15 protein-coding genes and 1 tRNA gene are annotated in these 15,157 nt (G+C 45.3%); 8 read left to right on the top strand and 8 right to left on the bottom strand.

Annotation, left to right across the window (positions count from 1 at the left end; translation table 11 throughout):
* Positions 1-5 precede the first annotated feature (5 nt).
* Complete coding sequence (locus J4N45_RS20350) at positions 6-875, top strand: LysR family transcriptional regulator (protein ID WP_128649834.1); 870 nt, start codon at positions 6-8, stop codon at positions 873-875.
* 91 nt (positions 876-966) lie between these two features.
* Here the strand turns inward: J4N45_RS20350 and J4N45_RS20345 are convergent, their stop codons facing one another.
* Positions 967-1,626, bottom strand: coding sequence for an NAD(P)H-dependent oxidoreductase (locus tag J4N45_RS20345; RefSeq protein ID WP_234497271.1), 660 nt, complete (start codon positions 1,624-1,626; stop codon positions 967-969).
* 311 nt (positions 1,627-1,937) lie between these two features.
* Here J4N45_RS20345 and J4N45_RS20340 point away from each other — a divergent pair, with 311 nt between their 5' ends.
* Positions 1,938-2,363, top strand: coding sequence for a universal stress protein (locus J4N45_RS20340; protein ID WP_042470815.1), 426 nt, complete (start codon positions 1,938-1,940; stop codon positions 2,361-2,363).
* Positions 2,364-2,416: 53 nt separating this feature from the next.
* On the opposite strand, the gene J4N45_RS20335 is transcribed toward J4N45_RS20340, so the two are convergent.
* Positions 2,417-3,016 carry a DUF2913 family protein gene (locus tag J4N45_RS20335; RefSeq protein ID WP_234497272.1) on the bottom strand — a complete coding sequence of 200 codons (600 nt, stop codon included), beginning with the start codon at positions 3,014-3,016 and terminating at the stop codon, positions 2,417-2,419.
* A gap of 63 nt (positions 3,017-3,079) precedes the next feature.
* A tRNA-Leu gene (locus tag J4N45_RS20330) sits at positions 3,080-3,163 on the bottom strand.
* A gap of 379 nt (positions 3,164-3,542) precedes the next feature.
* On the opposite strand from J4N45_RS20330, the gene J4N45_RS20325 reads away from it, so the two are divergent.
* A complete protein-coding gene (locus J4N45_RS20325) occupies positions 3,543-4,001 on the top strand; it encodes a magnesium transporter (RefSeq protein ID WP_252016485.1) in 459 nt (152 codons plus the stop codon).
* Entirely contained in the window at positions 4,001-5,032 is a 1,032-nt protein-coding gene (locus J4N45_RS20320) for an HlyD family secretion protein (protein WP_252016482.1), read from the top strand. The genes J4N45_RS20325 and J4N45_RS20320 overlap by 1 nt, the downstream gene beginning before the upstream one ends.
* A 117-nt stretch (positions 5,033-5,149) precedes the next feature.
* On the opposite strand, the gene J4N45_RS20315 is transcribed toward J4N45_RS20320, so the two are convergent.
* A complete protein-coding gene (locus J4N45_RS20315; protein ID WP_252016479.1) occupies positions 5,150-5,443 on the bottom strand; it encodes a hypothetical protein in 294 nt (97 codons plus the stop codon).
* A 479-nt stretch (positions 5,444-5,922) separates the two neighbouring features.
* Between J4N45_RS20315 and J4N45_RS20310 the strand changes: the two genes are divergently transcribed.
* Entirely contained in the window at positions 5,923-6,603 is a 681-nt protein-coding gene (locus J4N45_RS20310) for a hypothetical protein (protein ID WP_252016476.1), read from the top strand.
* A gap of 117 nt (positions 6,604-6,720) precedes the next feature.
* Here J4N45_RS20310 and J4N45_RS20305 read toward each other — a convergent pair whose 3' ends face one another.
* The 3 genes from J4N45_RS20305 to J4N45_RS20295 form a co-directional block, all read right to left on the bottom strand.
* Entirely contained in the window at positions 6,721-7,536 is an 816-nt protein-coding gene (locus tag J4N45_RS20305) for a hypothetical protein (protein WP_252016473.1), read from the bottom strand.
* Between the two features lie 242 nt (positions 7,537-7,778).
* A complete protein-coding gene (locus J4N45_RS20300; protein WP_252016470.1) occupies positions 7,779-9,722 on the bottom strand; it encodes a GGDEF domain-containing protein in 1,944 nt (647 codons plus the stop codon).
* Positions 9,723-10,018: 296 nt separating this feature from the next.
* Complete coding sequence (locus J4N45_RS20295) at positions 10,019-10,393, bottom strand: YMGG-like glycine zipper-containing protein (RefSeq protein ID WP_234497280.1); 375 nt, start codon at positions 10,391-10,393, stop codon at positions 10,019-10,021.
* Positions 10,394-10,667: 274 nt separating this feature from the next.
* Here J4N45_RS20295 and J4N45_RS20290 point away from each other — a divergent pair, with 274 nt between their 5' ends.
* From J4N45_RS20290 to J4N45_RS20280, 3 genes are all read left to right on the top strand, one after another.
* The gene (locus J4N45_RS20290; RefSeq protein ID WP_252016467.1) at positions 10,668-13,727 is read left to right on the top strand and encodes an efflux RND transporter permease subunit; all 3,060 of its coding nucleotides are present in this window, start codon (positions 10,668-10,670) and stop codon (positions 13,725-13,727) included.
* 160 nt (positions 13,728-13,887) lie between these two features.
* A complete protein-coding gene (locus J4N45_RS20285; protein ID WP_156110920.1) occupies positions 13,888-14,037 on the top strand; it encodes a hypothetical protein in 150 nt (49 codons plus the stop codon).
* Positions 14,038-14,047: 10 nt separating this feature from the next.
* The gene (locus tag J4N45_RS20280) at positions 14,048-14,194 is read left to right on the top strand and encodes a hypothetical protein (protein ID WP_234497283.1); all 147 of its coding nucleotides are present in this window, start codon (positions 14,048-14,050) and stop codon (positions 14,192-14,194) included.
* A 40-nt stretch (positions 14,195-14,234) separates the two neighbouring features.
* On the opposite strand, the gene J4N45_RS20275 is transcribed toward J4N45_RS20280, so the two are convergent.
* A complete protein-coding gene (locus tag J4N45_RS20275) occupies positions 14,235-15,119 on the bottom strand; it encodes a DMT family transporter (RefSeq protein WP_252016464.1) in 885 nt (294 codons plus the stop codon).
* Between the last annotated feature and the right edge of the window lie 38 nt (positions 15,120-15,157).

The following is a 15,157-nucleotide window of genomic DNA, read 5'->3' as shown; positions in this document are numbered from 1 at the left end:
CGTCGATGCTGTCATTAGATCAGTTGCTGATGTTTAGAACTGCGGCAGAAGAAGGCAGTTTTTCTGCAGCGGCAAGGGTAGTTGGCAAGCGTGTGAGCACAGTGAGTGCCGCTATAATAGCTCTGGAAGATTACCTTGATGTCGCTTTGTTCGACAGAAGTACGAGAAAGCCAACCCTGACCGAAGATGGAGAGAGGCTCTATGTTAACTCACAGATACTTCTGCGTGAGGTAACTAAAATTGAACGCAGCATGCTTCCTCAAAATCGAGATGCTGAGAAAACGTTTAAGATCGGGGTTGAAAACATATTGCCGACAAGTGTATTCGAAGAGCAGATTAATAGAGTCAATCAACGATACACGGATACTGCAATACATATTGTTCGCAGCGACTCGAACAGTCTATTCAAACAACTAAGTGAAGAATCTTTGGATGTGTTACTGGTGGGGACACAGGGTAAGTTGATGGATGAGTTTGAAAGCAAGGGGGTTGGCAATATCAACCTTAGTCTTGTTTGTGCCCCTGACTCAAAACTTGCTGATCTAGAAATGGTACCAACTCACACTCTCTATACCGAGCGTCAGATATCTTGTTCCAGCCTGGTCCATAACCCGCTTCTGTCACAGTTATTGATATTTTCGCCAGAACAGTGGGAAGCGTCGAGCTTAGAGGACGTACTTGCTCTTGTCGAACAAGGTTTAGGATGGGCATGTGTCCCAGAGGAAATCGCCCTTCAGCGCCAAGATCTCGGGTTCCTAAAAATCATTCAATCAGATCTAATTAACGCTGGGGTCAGTATTGCTGTTGATATCGTCGAATTAGAGGGGGCAGAGCATGGTCCGGTGCATAAGTTTTTTACGGGACTATATATGTAATGCCCTTGCCTCATCCTAAAATGCAAAAAGCCCCCATTCATCGCATAGCGACCAATGGGGGCTGGCAGTGTCTTTCGTCGGCTAACTCAGATTAAAGAACCGTAATGATGTCTTCTTGAGCTAAACGAGACTTAGGCAGACCGTAGTTATAATCTTCACCTTCTTTGTGGTAGCCAAGTGCAAGTGCAAAATCACACACGTAACCACCGAGTTCGTCTTTAAAGATCTCACCGATCATCTCTGGGTCAACGCCTTCCATCGGAGTAGATGCGATGCCCATGCGCGCAAGAGTATGAAGTACATTACCCAACGCGATGTAAGTTTGCGCTTTCGTCCACTGACCGTTAAAGCCGTTTTCATCGGTGTTTAGCTCTGCAAAGCCAAACGCACCGTTTAGCATTTGGTCGTACATGTCTGCTGGCAAGTGACCCGATGTTACTTCCACGTCCACCACTTTTTTGTAGTCATCTTTGGTAAAGTGCGGGTTGTGTGCGAATAGAATCGTATGAGATGCTTCTTTCGCATGTGGTTGGTTGAACTGGTGCATATTTGCAAAAGTGTCGTGGAAACGCTGCTTCGCTTCATCACTCTCGATCACAATAAACTTCCACGGCTGTGAGTTGATAGAAGAAGCTGACAGGCGAATTGCCTCTTTGATAACTTCCATATCCTCTGCAGAAATACGCTTAGTCGCATCGTATTTTTTAGCTGTGTAACGGTTGTTTAGATCTTTAATGATTTGATGAGTCACTGTGCTCTCTCCACTATATATTCACTACAAAATTGGGGCTTCAGCGAATGTTTCGGTGATTTACAGCATCGCAAACCGCTTGTTAACCCAGAACCAACTCGTGTCGGCGAGGTGTAGATTAGAGCTAAAGCGCTAGAAGAAAAAGAGCCAAATTCCCCAGACATTATGGGCAAAATCTTCCACAATACTGTCGGTATGCATCTCTAGATCAATTTTCGTTCACTTAATCGCCGATACGAGATCTGTTAGACACAAATTTTTCTAATTTAAGACTATGATTGAGGTAGGTTATACGGCAAGAGGGCGTGGTTATGAAATACAAACATATCCTAGTGGCACTTGAGCTTTCTCCTGAAAGTAATGTGTTGATTGATAGGGCTGTTTTTCTAGCAAAACTATTGGACGCCGATGTTTCATTTATCCATATTGATGGCACACACGGTGAAATATATTCAGACCTAGTTGACTTGAAAGACGACCCTGAGCAACGGCCGCTAAACATCGAAGCGATGGAACAGTTACATGGTTTTGCAGAGTATGCCGAGTGCGAGCTAAATCACTTTATTATTGGCACAGGCGACCTTGGTGACAAATTGAAAGTTGCGATTGCGCAAAATGATTTTGATTTATTAATTTGCGGTCACCACCATGATTTCTGGAGCAAAATTGTGTCTGCTTCCAGACAAGTTATCAATAGCTCACCAGTGGATGTTCTTGTGGTTCCAATTGAGGATTGATCGCTGTCAAACCAGTATAAAAGCTCAGCCTAGCGCTGGGCTTTTTTATGACATTACTTATTGAGCGTCAAAGAGATACGAACGAAGTTTTCGTCTTCATATTGGATCTGATAACCGAAGATTTCATTCGCATATATTGTTCCTAAGAACAGGTGCTTTTCACGCACAGTGCCGCGGAACAGGATGGAGATGTCGGCAACAAGCTGGTTCTTCGTGCCAAAGTGAGCATTGAGATCATTGGACAACACACAAAGTAAACAGCCATTTTCGTCATGGCTAAGATCCACATCTTCAGGTGTAGAAAGAAGCGCTGTTGTACCCAGTTTCTTTTCTATTTCTCGGATCAGTAGCAAGTAGCTATCTAGGTGTGGCTGCAGTGCTTCAGGTTTAGCCTCTACGGCTGTAAGCAGCACATCCTCTAGATCTACCTGAGACTTTTTAGCTTGCAGACTCATCGTCTTCAACTGCTTGCGAATCGCTTTATACTTATTGCTCTTTAGCTTGGGTTTCAGCCAGCGAACAAGTAACTCGTTCTTCTTTTCACGGTCGAAGAACGGAGATTTGCGATCAAGCTTTTGAAATTCGAGGTATAAAAGGGCGTGCAAAGACACCTCGGTCAATAGACGTATTGATTCCGAGTTAGACGTACTCATTTGCTTTGAACTGGATCCTTTGTTCTGCATTGTAGTCTGTAGGTAGTATAAGGAAAGGAATAATGGTGCCGAGAGAGGGACTCGAACCCTCACACCAAAGGCACTAGCACCTCATGCTAGCGTGTCTACCAATTTCACCATCTCGGCATCGATAATGCGGCGTGTTGCTGCACTTATTGACATCCACTTAATTAGTGGATGTTGAAATATTAACTGACGATTTTGGGCTTGTATAGCGTTTCGTTGGATAAATGTAGTGAAATCAGTTTGTTCGGTGAATAATTCATCACTTTGCGTATTAGACGCTCAAACCGTTGTTTTCTCTAATCCATCTCCCCCATCTCAACTCACCGAAAAGCCGCTTAATTCATAAACCACATTTATGTTTAAAGCCAAGTTCAGGCTATGTATCCAAAAGTAAGCGTTAGTTACTATGTTCACACCCAAGGCAATAGCGACTAAACAAAAACGACTTGGGATGTTTTCCAATCACATAGCTACGGAGAGCCTGAATGAAGGAGCTGACATGGTCAGACTACTAAAATCAGCATTACGATTGAGTGTTAAATCAATCGTTATCGTCGGCGGCTTTCTGTCGCTGAGCTACGCGTTTGCGCAGCTTTCTACAATTCACGGTAAAACACTGCCGGCAGAGTATTTCTCACAAGGCTTACCTAATATTTTGGGTCTGTTTAATTCCGAGTTTTTTATGGGAATGATATTTGTCATTACCCTCTCAATCATCACTTACGTACTTTATCTTCTTTGGCAGTTGCATGAAGTGGCGGTACATCGCAGTCAATATATGCAAAGTGCACAAGCAAACCTAGTGTTCGCATTGTCTCTCTGCGGTCTGTTTATCGACAAGCTTTGGTGGGTACTCGCCATCATTATCGCCTTTACTAACTGGGAAGCAGTAGCGAGTGCAGTGAGTAAAGTCATCAATGTCGGTATCCACGGTAAGAAAGAGTCGGAGGAAGCGTAATGAAAGAGATCATGCTGCCTTACGTATTGATTATTTGGCTGCTCGTTAAACTCGGCGTCATAAAGTGGACGCTCAGAAATGCCGTTATCAGTGTTGGCTTTGGTGCATTTTTAGCATTCATGCTATTTACCGCGCACAGATTTTGGTCACCTGCCGACCTCACAGACAGCACCACGGTAAAAGCGCCTCATGCCGTCCTTAGCCCGCTTTTTGGTCAGCAGGTTAAAGATATCTATGTCACCCATAACCAAGAGGTTAAGAAAGGCGACTTACTGTACACCCTGGAATCAGAAGACACGGATGAAGAGCTTAAAAGCTTGCAATCCAGTTTAGTTGCCGCAGAGCACAGAATAACGAGCATTGAAGAACAAATTGCGATTGACGAGAAGAACTACAGACGTCTGATTGAACTTGACGAGTTCAGTTCCGAACAAGAACGCGATGAGCTATACACCCGAATTCAGCAAGGTACGGCGGACCTAATGGCCGCAAAATCTGATGTGGACGGTATTAAGGCTCAAATCAACCAGAAACAGTGGTTAAATGACCGAAACCAAGTGAGAGCACCGTTTGATGGCGTCGTCGGTATTATCAATATTGCTGAAGGTTCACGTACAGGTAACTTGCACTTATTCGATACCAGCCGAAAGTTTGTCGAAATGCGAGTGAGTGATCAAACGTATCGCTATATAGAACAGGGGCAATTTGCAGAGTTTTTTGTCAACTCACACCCTGGCGAAGTATTTAGAGGGCGAGTGCATAGTGTTACAAGCAATACAGGTGAAGCAGCGGTTGCAGCACGCGGGGCAACTCAGCATGTTAGACAACATGTTGGTGACAACACAAGTGCACACGGACGTACGGTAGTCATCGAGTTTAATGAGCCCGAAGGCTACAACGTACCGCTCGGTGCCACAGGTTCAGGTTGGATTTCAGCCACAAAACCTTCACCAAAGCTTGGATTTATGGACATAATCGGCGGGGCAACCGTTCGATTAAAAGCCTTGAAGGCATACTTGAATGCCCTGTAATACAACCAGTTAACCCTTTTTGGACCCGCGCATAGTTGGAACTCTGATTGGAACTTGGAACGGAAACTTGGGTCTACCGCACCTCACTTAGTTGAGGTGCTTTTTTTTGCCTAAAATTTAATAATTTAACGCCTCTGAGACAATTTTTTCTTGGTGTTTTCGATACTCCACCGCCTTTTCCTGACTGCCAAAGCACCCTCTCGCGTACGGGTTAATCTTTCTTTGTGTTAGCTCGCCGTAGACGCTGTCCATCGTCACCTCTTCGTCACCAATCATGGTGCTATTTTCTGCCACATTACCCGTTTGTAATGCCGTGCAAAGATCATCACTTGAAACTCCGGATACATGGTCTACAGGTGCGCTGCATGCAGCCAGAAGAAAAAGAGGGGAAATGATCAAGATTGGCTTCATCGTCATGCTCCATGTTTCGATAACATGTATATCGGTGTGTTTTTTCTAAGTTTAGACGAGGGATTGAGGAACGATACTTGGGATATATGATAAATCTCTGAACCCTGTCTATTTACAGAGTTCTGGCTTCTCACCTTAGAAGCGGGGCGCGTAGCCGGAAGGAGTGAAACGTTAAGCTTTAATCGAGCTATATACGCTAGTTTTGAGTCCGCTTTACCCCCTCTAACTCCCCCCTATCAATGGGGAGAACTGCAGGCTAGCTCCTATCGTCGCATCGCCTAAGTTAAATAGCGTTGCGCAGCGAGCCTGTTGCTCCTTCTCTTACTAAGAGGAGGTTGGGAGGGGGGCTCTTACAATACAAAAACTCCCCGACCAATCAAAATACCGAATAGTTCCTAACTTAGACCTATTGCATTTTCTAGGTACCTTTGTGCCGCTCCAATTACAGGAGCGAAAACAATAAAATAGGTAATAAGAAAATGAAAAAAACAGCAATCCTTCTCGCTATGACATCTGCATTCTCTGTAAACGCAATGGCTGAGGGCGTGACTGGCGGTATCGAGCTAGATGCGAAGTTCGTTGACGGTGTAAAAGAATACACAACCACTAACGGTTCTGGCATCAAAGCTTTCGTGGGTTACGAGGGATTTGGTCTTTCGGCAAAGCGTAAAGCAAACTTTGAGAACGAGTATAACGTTAACTACAAACACGACTTTGAAAGCTTCTGGCTAAAAGGTGAGTACGAGTTCGTCGATAAGAAAAGTGTTCAAGGCAATGTGAACGACCAAAACAAGTTTGGTGTTACTGTAGGCGGAAACGTTGCTGATATGTTTGATACATCACTTCGTTTGCGTAAGGATATTGACCTAAACTCAAACAATGGCAATGCTCGCGGCGACATCACTCGCTTTGACCTAGCTGCTGGTAGACAACTTACTGAACGCATGTATTTAAACGCTAAGTTAGTTGGTCAGAAGCAACATGAGAAAAAAGTGATTGCTGGCGATAAAAACAAAGACATGATCTACAACGTTGAGCTACGCGCGACGTTCAATGCTATCGACAACATGATCCCTTATGTTGAAATTGGTAACGAAGGTAAACACGGCACAGACAAGCGTAATACCTACGGTAAAGTTGGCATCGTCTTCCCGTTCTAATTTTTTCAACTTCCTCTTATTCCAAGATATTCGAAGGAATGAATATCTTCTCTTCCATAGTAGAGCGTCCTTGCTCAATGAACAATCTAATCTGACCACTCGTCAAAGCTGCAGCTTCTAGAACTGATAGTTAAACTCCACTCTTTGATCGCCGTCGAAGTAGCTTTGCTCTTGAGTCCAGTTAGCAAAATAGCGAACATTAAAACGTGGTGTGAACTGATAGGACACAGCAAACTCGTTAGTGAAAATAGAACCCATTCCTTGACCATAAGCATTTTCAACATAGGACTTTGAACCTGAGATCGTTGTCAGCCACATAGGATTGTAGTTCAACCATAGTTTGTCGGTAATCGCATACTTAGTATAAGCACCCACAACCGCGTAGGTTCCTGGGATGGTGTAACCGATGTTCTGCTGATCGATTTGGCAATCTACGCCGACATTAGCACAACCAGGAAACTCTCCATTTCGCACATTTACGCCAAGCCCCGCTAGCGGGTATAGGTTCAAGTTGCCCAATTTTGGCAGCGCCTGAATAAAGCTGTACGACGCATTTAGGCTCTCTTGCTCAACGTTGTAATTAAGATCAATTTGAGCACCACGACCATTGGTCGTGTTGACGCTGAAGTTACGAAAACGAACGCTATCAATTGAATTATCGCGATGGCTTGAACCTGACCAACCTAAATATTCACCAGCAATACCCTTCACCTCGATGATGTTCATTGCCATCGTTTCTGGGTTGCCCGTATCATAAGTTCGACCCACTTTAATGTTGAGGCCCTTATCTGACGCACCCGCGCCCGCCTGGGTATATACCGCTAACGGATCAGACATATCCTGAACGTCATTATCAGAGTTTTGGTCTGCAAAAGAAGAAAAAGAAACCGTCGCAGCGATAGCCGCGCTTAAAATGGAAATGCTCGCACGCATGTAAACTCACCCTGAAGTTAAAAAGCGCGTCCTTACTCAGTGTGGTTCGAAAATTGGCGACCACAGCACTTCAATCCTAAAGTGCGCGTGCAGCCTAAAGGGGCGGAGCGGTGAGCTCAATTAACTGAAAGTTATAGTATTTATTCCCGCGAGATTATTGACCTAATTATTAATAAAATAAAACAAGGACTTACTCATGAGCGCATAATCTCAATAGCTTCTCGGATTTGTAAGCGCGATCACTAAAGGATTCTGGTCGTTTTACTATTAAGTGGCTGTGAGTTCCTTTCCGTGTTGACTCGAACTTCGGCTTTGTTTTCATACATTAAAATATCCGCTTTACTCAGAGCCTCCTCTAGACCTATGTCCTTTTCAGCACGAAAGATACCAATGGCCACCGATACCAAGATAGAAGATGGCTCTTGCTCAAGTGGCACCAGAAACTCCTCTAGCATGGCTTGCGAATCTCTGAGCTGAGAATCGGTAGGCGTGCCTATTAACACAAACTCATCTCCCCCTACGCGATAAGCCTTACCGCGCCAATGCTTCTTGATGCGCTTACCCAGTAAGACTAATAATGCATCCCCCACCTTGTGCCCAAGCTTATCGTTAATCTGCTTAAATCGATTCACATCTAAGTACAATACCGTCTCACCTTCCTTGAGCCCTTTAAAGTAGCTTCTCTCTAGCGATCTTAGGTTCTTAAGCCCAGTAAGCGTATCGGTTCGTGAGGTTCGGTAAAGCAATACCGCGACCACGCATGCCATCATGATGATGAGCGCTGCAATGACGTAGATGAGTGTTGAAATTCTATTATGGGAGATCCAGATTTTCTGCCAGTCAGGCGGCGAATCATACGCGTTAATGATCTTTTCGATATCAACCAGTTCAAGCGCTTCCGAAAACAAGGCGGCAACCTGATTATGTTGGTCACGCTTTGAGAAGCCGACGGCGACGGGCACCGAGTGCACACTTGGAATGTTCATTTCAGGTCTGATTGGTAAAAGCTCATCAGCGAGCATGGCATTGAGACTCACTGAGTCCAACATGATGTAGTCCACTTTTTTACTGAGCAATGCTTCAATTAGAGCTTCTTGAGTGCCAAACAGAGTAATGGGTTTATTGGGTAAATAGCGCTCCCACAAATACTCTGAATAGTCCGCTTTGACCGCACCTAATTTTTCCAAGAACAGCTCAGACGCCGAATGATAAAAATGGTCCCTGTATCCGACACGCTTAACAACGTAGATTTCCGCTTCGTGAATGACATCGGAGAAATAGGTATGCAACTGACGAGGTTCAGATGAGACATAAGGGGCAATGACATCGACTTCACCTTGAATAAACTGAGCTTCGATTTCCTCCCAGGTCATATGTTTTGTATCAGTGATGGTGCAATGAAACTTAAGTAAACGACAGGCACTGTCGATGACTTCGAGCATTATCCCTTTTTGTTGACCAGCTTCATAAAAGCTAAACGGCTTTCGCCCCTCCAACGCAATATTCAGCGAGTAAGACAATGGAAAAAGCCGCTTAACTTTATAATCCAACGCCTCTAAGCGTGCGGACCTGATTGCCTGTTGAATCGTGTCATAAATGGTGAGCGCAGTGGTTTTTTCTGAGGCAACCGATGCGATATCTGTTAGCAGACCTGCTGCTGGGCTCTTTTTCAGCGCTGCCACCGAAGCCGGCGGCAATTTTAGTATGCCATCGACAGATTCTATAAAGACATCGTATTTCGCCACTCGTGCGAGGTCGCGATAGGTAATCAAGAATGCATCAATCTCATTTTGATTGAGCTTGTTGAACATGTCTGATTCAGCAAATAGCTCGACGGCATCAATGTGGGGAAATGCGCTAAGAAGATACTGCTTATAGGGTGAATGTACTTGTAGCCCAATGTGAAGTTTGTTTTGCCAATCGATGGGCTTCCTGCTTACCGCAAAAACAGGTTCTAAGTTTGTCGGGCTAGAATAGGCTATCTTACTTCCATTGATGTCACTACTTATCACATTAGCGACAAAATCAACACTTCCCTCTTCCAGCATAGAAATAGCGTGATACTGACTCTGCGCTTCAACTAGCTCGAACTCTGAATCGAGCGCTTGTTCAGCGGCAGAAAATAGTAGTGGTGCAACCTGGTCGCTCGGAGAAGTTGCCACCCGATAATGGCTCTCTGCCGCCATACACACGGCACCTATCAGCAGCCAGCAACCTATGCAAATAGTTAATAAATAGTTAGGCTTCAGAGAACGTTTAACTGACTCTGAGACAGGTAAAACCGGGTTCATATTGATTGCTGGAAGGGTCGAACGGGATAATAGGTGGCGATATATTATCCACTATTTTCGAAACCTTAAATGGTTCAAGCCGATTAACTATTAGAAATGTCAACTAGATCCCATTATATTTACAGATAGGTCAGGCGAACTTGAGCATTGACAATCGAATGGAATTGAGGCTATCAATACATGAAATGTCTCTACCAAGCATCATCCAGTGCTGCGTCCGCAATGGCATCATCGACTAAGCTATCTTCATAGTCTGCAATGATCGCATCTTCGACGATGGCTTCACCAACGACTCTATCTTCATAGTCGGACACAATAGCATCTTCAACAACTGCTTCACCAATCAAAGCATCACATTCAGCGTCATCATAAGCCCCATCAACAACGCCAGCAGCACCGCCAATCATAGCGCCAGTTTTGGCATCCCCAGCAATGGCGCCGACGACACCGCCAACGACCGCGCCTTCAACTGCATCGGTTACCACATTACCAGACTCACAAGGGTGATACGCGAAAGCAGAATGTGCGCCAAGCACGAAGAGGCAGCTAATAAGTATTTTTTTCATTGTTTTCCTAAGATGTTGATGTGCGAAGTGCACGATAGAAACGTGGCAGCACTTTAATGTGGTTGAGCCTATCCGAGAAAATGGTTTCTATTACATATTTGAATACATTAAGTTTGTGCTCTTAATTTAGGGAGAAACGACACCCAAAAAATCAAGCCATTCGAATGTTCGATATTAATCAGTTTATTTCCAAATAGATGAAGCTCGCTCTCATTTGAGATTGAAAAAACCGAGGCGTACACTCGGCACAATTATTCATCAATGGGTAGCTGACATGTTTAAAATGTTCATAGAAAGACCTAAGTTTGCAATTGTCATTGCGCTTCTGATTTCTCTTATTGGGGCAATATCTGCCGCTAATTCCCCCATAGGCCGATATCCCGATGTTGCGCCTGTCACAGTCGAAGTTCGCACCTTTATGGACGGGGCAAGCGCTGATGTCATGGCAAAATCTGTTGCTCCCGAGATTGAAAAGCAAGTCAACGGCGTGGCTGGTATGGAGTACATGAAATCCACCAGCGGCGCAGATGGCACCTACACCCTTGAAGTCGTTTTCGAGAGCGGTACTGACTCAAACAAAGCGGTTAACTTAGTTCAGAATCGTGTCAATCTTGCTCTGCCAGAGCTACCTGGCGATGTGATGCGAAACGGCGTCAAAGTGGAGAAGCTATCCAATGGCTTGATGCTTGGTATTTCGATTACCGACCCTTCAGGGAACGCCTCAGCAATTGATATCAGTGCGTTTGCTGGTGGTCCGCTAAAAGAGAAAATCCAACGTATCAATGGCGTGTCAAAGATCGACGTGCTTGGCGAGAAGAAGTACTCCATTCGTGTCTGGCTCAACCCAGACAAAATGAAGTACTACTCTATCAATGTTAACGAGATAAATGACGCGATTGCCACTCAGAACAAGATTGCTTCTGCAGGTAGTTTAGTTGATGACAAACTAGAGTTTCCGATTACCGTTGAAGGCGGGTTAACCTCGCCAAAAGAGTTTGGAAACATCGTGGTTCGTTCAGATGAACTGGGAAAAACCATCTTCTTGAGAGACGTTGCTAATATCGAGCTAGGCAGTGAGATCTATACCGCGAATGCATACGGAGAGAATGCGGACGGTGCAGTATTGTTCATCTATAAGACACCAGAAGCCAATGCTATGGACGTTGCCTCTGGTATTAAAACACTGCTCGCCGAGCCAAGCGACTACCAAATCAAAACGGTTTATGACGCCACTACCTTTATTGATGGCGCGATATACAACGTACTCGAAACCCTAGTGCTCGCGGTCGCTATTGTATCTTTGGTCACGCTCCTCTTTATGCAAAACTTTAGACTGACCTTGATTACAGTAACGGCAATTCCTGTTTCTCTAATCGGCACCTTTGCGGTTATGAGCGGACTTGGTATTCAAATCAATATCATTTCAATGTTTGGCTTGGTCATGGCCATCGGCATCGTTGTTGACGCAGCGATCATTGTTATTGAAAATGCCGAACACCAACTTCACGAGCACCCTGAGATGACGGTAAAAGAAGCGGTTTCCAAAGCGCTGGATATTACTTTCTCCCCTATCATTGCCTCTATGTTGGTTCTACTTGCCGTATTTACACCTTCTCTGTTTATCCCTGGTATGGCGGGCACGATTTATTCAGAATTTGGCATCGTGTTGTGTGCGTCTGTCGTTGTATCCACATTGGTTGCGCTCACCCTTACGCCTGCGCTCTGCGCACTGTTCATGACGCCGCCAAAGAAAAACGTCATTGCGAAATCGGTGGAATGGGTGATCACTCAAAAGATCAGAGCGTTTACCGGTTTGGCTTGGACCGCCACTCGCCTACCTATCCTAACTATCGCTTTACTAGCAGGTGGCCTGTACCTATCTGTTGAGCGTGGTGCAAGTTTGCCAACAGGCTTACTTCCAGAGGAAGACACTAGCGCAATCTTTGTCGTTGGCAGTTTCCCTCAAGGTACGGCTTTGTCTAAAACAGACGAGTATCTAGCGTCACTAACAGAGCAGCTCAACGCCCTACCTGGCGTGTCCACCAGCGTTGAGGCTTCAGGTTTTAACTTGTTGACCAATACCGCTGAAATGAGCAGCTTTATGATGTTGCTATCGCTTGATGAAATGCAAAGCCGAGCCACAAGCGATGCTGCAATCACAGAGCAAGTCAATGAAGTACTTGCGTCCAATACTGATATTCAGGCCTTTGCATTTAAACCGCCAGTGATCCCAGAGCTTGGCATGGTGGATGGCGTTAACTTTGTATTACTTGCGCCTGAACTCAACCCGACCGAGCTATATCAGCTGACGATGGACTTTAATACACGTCTGATGGAAGACGATCGCATCGGCCTTGCTATGGGGCAGTTTGAAGTTACCAAGCCATCAATGAAACTCAACATCAAGCGCGATGACCTGCTCAAATACGGTGTCACCTTCGCTGACGTTGTAGAAGGAATGCAGACTCACTTCGGGGGGATGTACATCAACACCTTTAACATGGGTGGTCGTAACTACAAGGTGATGGTGCAAAACGATCCTAAGTACCGACTCGATCCAGAAGCATTAAAGAAAACAGGACTTTCAAAGTCTAACGGTACTCGCATTACCTACGACAAATTCTTCGATGTAGAGGAGATCAAAGTCCCTAACTTCATCACTCGTTACAACGCAGAGCAAGGCGTATTTATCGACGTCATCCCGAGTGTCGCTTCCGGTCAAGCGATTGAGGCTATACAAGAATTAGCTGAAGAGTTTGGCTACCGCGTCGAGTTCACTGGAGCGGCAAAAGAAGAAGTCAGCGCAGGAAATACGGTCGCTATCGTAATGGGACTGGCGATGCTTATTACCTTCTTGGTATTGGTTGCCCAGTACGAATCATGGCTTATTCCGCTAGCCATCATGCTAACGGTACCTACGGCGGTTATTGGTATTGTGGAAGGCGTGATTCACATTAACGGTAACATCAACATCCTCACCCAACTATCTGCCATCTTGTTAATCGGCATGACAGTGAGGAACGCAATACTTATCGTTGAGTTTGCCAAGACACTTAGAGATGAGGGTGAGCTAACCATCAAGCAGGCAGCGGTACAAGCGCTACGCTTACGTGCACGCGCCGTGTTTATGACCGCATTCTCTTTCGGTGTCGGACTGATTCCACTGATGCTCGCTAACGCAGTAGGCTCTGGTGGTCAACAAGCTCTGGGCTGGGCGTCGTTTGGCGGAATTGTGACTGCGACGTTTGTTGGCTGCATTATGGCGAGCGTGTTCTTTGTGCTTATCCAGCAAATTCGAGAAAGGTTCAAGCCCGTTGCCATTCAGGCTATTTAAAATCGATGACGTTAAGGAGAGCTCCACTAGCAGCTCTCCTATTAGCGTAACTGATAGATACTAACTCGCACCATCTCGCCTTTCTGAGACAATAAGCCCATCCAAACACACAAACCTTGATTAACGGACTAATCACCTAAACCGATTAAACGAGGTCATGATGAAATATTTCCTAATCCAAAATGGTGCCAACCGCTTTGTTGTTGATTCTAGCGGCTTTAAACAGATCTGTGGCGAAGGCTGGTATGTTATCGATGTCACGATAGCTCCTTGCTACAAGTCAGCCGTTACTCTGTTTGCAGAATCGTAGCGGAGGTCTAATGGATATCGTATTGCAGCAAATGCACTACTGCTTAACCGACGATGCCAGCAATTGGCTGGTCATCGCGATTTCCGCGTTACTCGTCGTGCTTTGGTATGAACGTAAGCGCATCAAAGAGGCGATAAAGCAAGACAATACACATTAATCATGATGGGCAGGGAAATGAGTTCTCTGCCCCAATAGCTTTATGACTCCGCTTTTTTGGCGAAAGAAGAGAATGAAAAGCCCGTCACTAACATAGTGCCACTAATAACCAATACGGTGCCGACTACTGTGTTGACACCTATCGGCTCTCCAAGAAACAGATTTCCCCACAAGATGCCAAACATTGGGATCAAGAAGGTCACCGATAGCGCTGATGACGGACCAATATCAGTAATCAATCTAAAGTACAGCAAATAGGCCGCTCCCGTGCACACCACGCCGAGCAGGACAACAGACAACCAAACTTCTTGTGTTGGCACTTCTCGCATCGGGACAAAAGGGATTAACGGTAAAACAATCAAGCACGCCGCCCACATACTTCCGTGAGCATTATTAAACGCCGGAACCGACGGTGCGTTTTTCGCATAATTGGTCGCGATACCATAGCAACACGCGGCCATGACACCGGCAATAATTGGCAGTGTAGCCTCTTCTCCGATGCGGACAGCATCCCAACCAACTAATACCGCTACACCAATAACACCAACTAATAGCCCTAGTGCACCGCGCTTGGTCAGTGGCGTTTTAGTCCAGAAGACTCCAATCACAGCCCCCCAAATGGCAGCCGTAGAGTTAAGGATCGACAAGGTCGAGGCATTTAGCGTTTGAGCAGCGTAAGCAAATAGCAGAAATGGCAGCGCGGTATTGAAAAGCCCAATGGTGAAAAAGTGGCGGGTATGCTTGGTGAACTCAAGCTTCTTTTTTAGATAGAGACTTATAACGAGCAGAGCAATCGCTGCAAAGAATACTCTAGCCTCTATCAGAACCGCTGGTCCCATCACGTTGGCAGCTATACGCATAAATAGAAAGGAACCGCCCCATATTGAGGCAAGAAGAATCAACCTTAAAAAACTCGCTAAATCCATCTGTCTGTCTTTGTAGTAGTAATTTTTCCTTACTTTGC

It is taken from the genome of Vibrio sp. SCSIO 43140, from assembly GCF_023716585.1.
GTDB classification, from domain to species: domain Bacteria; phylum Pseudomonadota; class Gammaproteobacteria; order Enterobacterales; family Vibrionaceae; genus Vibrio; species Vibrio maritimus_B.
Note: the sequence above shows the minus strand (reverse complement) of the source record. Positions and strands in the feature narration are given on the sequence as shown.

Excerpts from the sequence above, each read along its gene's own strand:
- J4N45_RS20350 (WP_128649834.1), top strand. The coding sequence starts at position 6 with ATGCTGTCATTAGATCAGTTGCTGATGTTTAGAACTGCGGCAGAAGAA.
- J4N45_RS20340 (WP_042470815.1), top strand. The coding sequence starts at position 1,938 with ATGAAATACAAACATATCCTAGTGGCACTTGAGCTTTCTCCTGAAAGT.
- J4N45_RS20335 (WP_234497272.1), bottom strand. The coding sequence starts at position 3,016 with ATGAGTACGTCTAACTCGGAATCAATACGTCTATTGACCGAGGTGTCT.
- J4N45_RS20325 (WP_252016485.1), top strand. The coding sequence starts at position 3,543 with ATGGTCAGACTACTAAAATCAGCATTACGATTGAGTGTTAAATCAATC.
- J4N45_RS20320 (WP_252016482.1), top strand. The coding sequence starts at position 4,001 with ATGAAAGAGATCATGCTGCCTTACGTATTGATTATTTGGCTGCTCGTT.
- J4N45_RS20315 (WP_252016479.1), bottom strand. The coding sequence starts at position 5,443 with ATGAAGCCAATCTTGATCATTTCCCCTCTTTTTCTTCTGGCTGCATGC.
- J4N45_RS20310 (WP_252016476.1), top strand. The coding sequence starts at position 5,923 with ATGAAAAAAACAGCAATCCTTCTCGCTATGACATCTGCATTCTCTGTA.
- J4N45_RS20305 (WP_252016473.1), bottom strand. The coding sequence starts at position 7,536 with ATGCGTGCGAGCATTTCCATTTTAAGCGCGGCTATCGCTGCGACGGTT.
- J4N45_RS20300 (WP_252016470.1), bottom strand. The coding sequence starts at position 9,722 with ATGGCGGCAGAGAGCCATTATCGGGTGGCAACTTCTCCGAGCGACCAG.
- J4N45_RS20295 (WP_234497280.1), bottom strand. The coding sequence starts at position 10,393 with ATGAAAAAAATACTTATTAGCTGCCTCTTCGTGCTTGGCGCACATTCT.
- J4N45_RS20290 (WP_252016467.1), top strand. The coding sequence starts at position 10,668 with ATGTTTAAAATGTTCATAGAAAGACCTAAGTTTGCAATTGTCATTGCG.
- J4N45_RS20285 (WP_156110920.1), top strand. The coding sequence starts at position 13,888 with ATGAAATATTTCCTAATCCAAAATGGTGCCAACCGCTTTGTTGTTGAT.
- J4N45_RS20280 (WP_234497283.1), top strand. The coding sequence starts at position 14,048 with ATGGATATCGTATTGCAGCAAATGCACTACTGCTTAACCGACGATGCC.
- J4N45_RS20275 (WP_252016464.1), bottom strand. The coding sequence starts at position 15,119 with ATGGATTTAGCGAGTTTTTTAAGGTTGATTCTTCTTGCCTCAATATGG.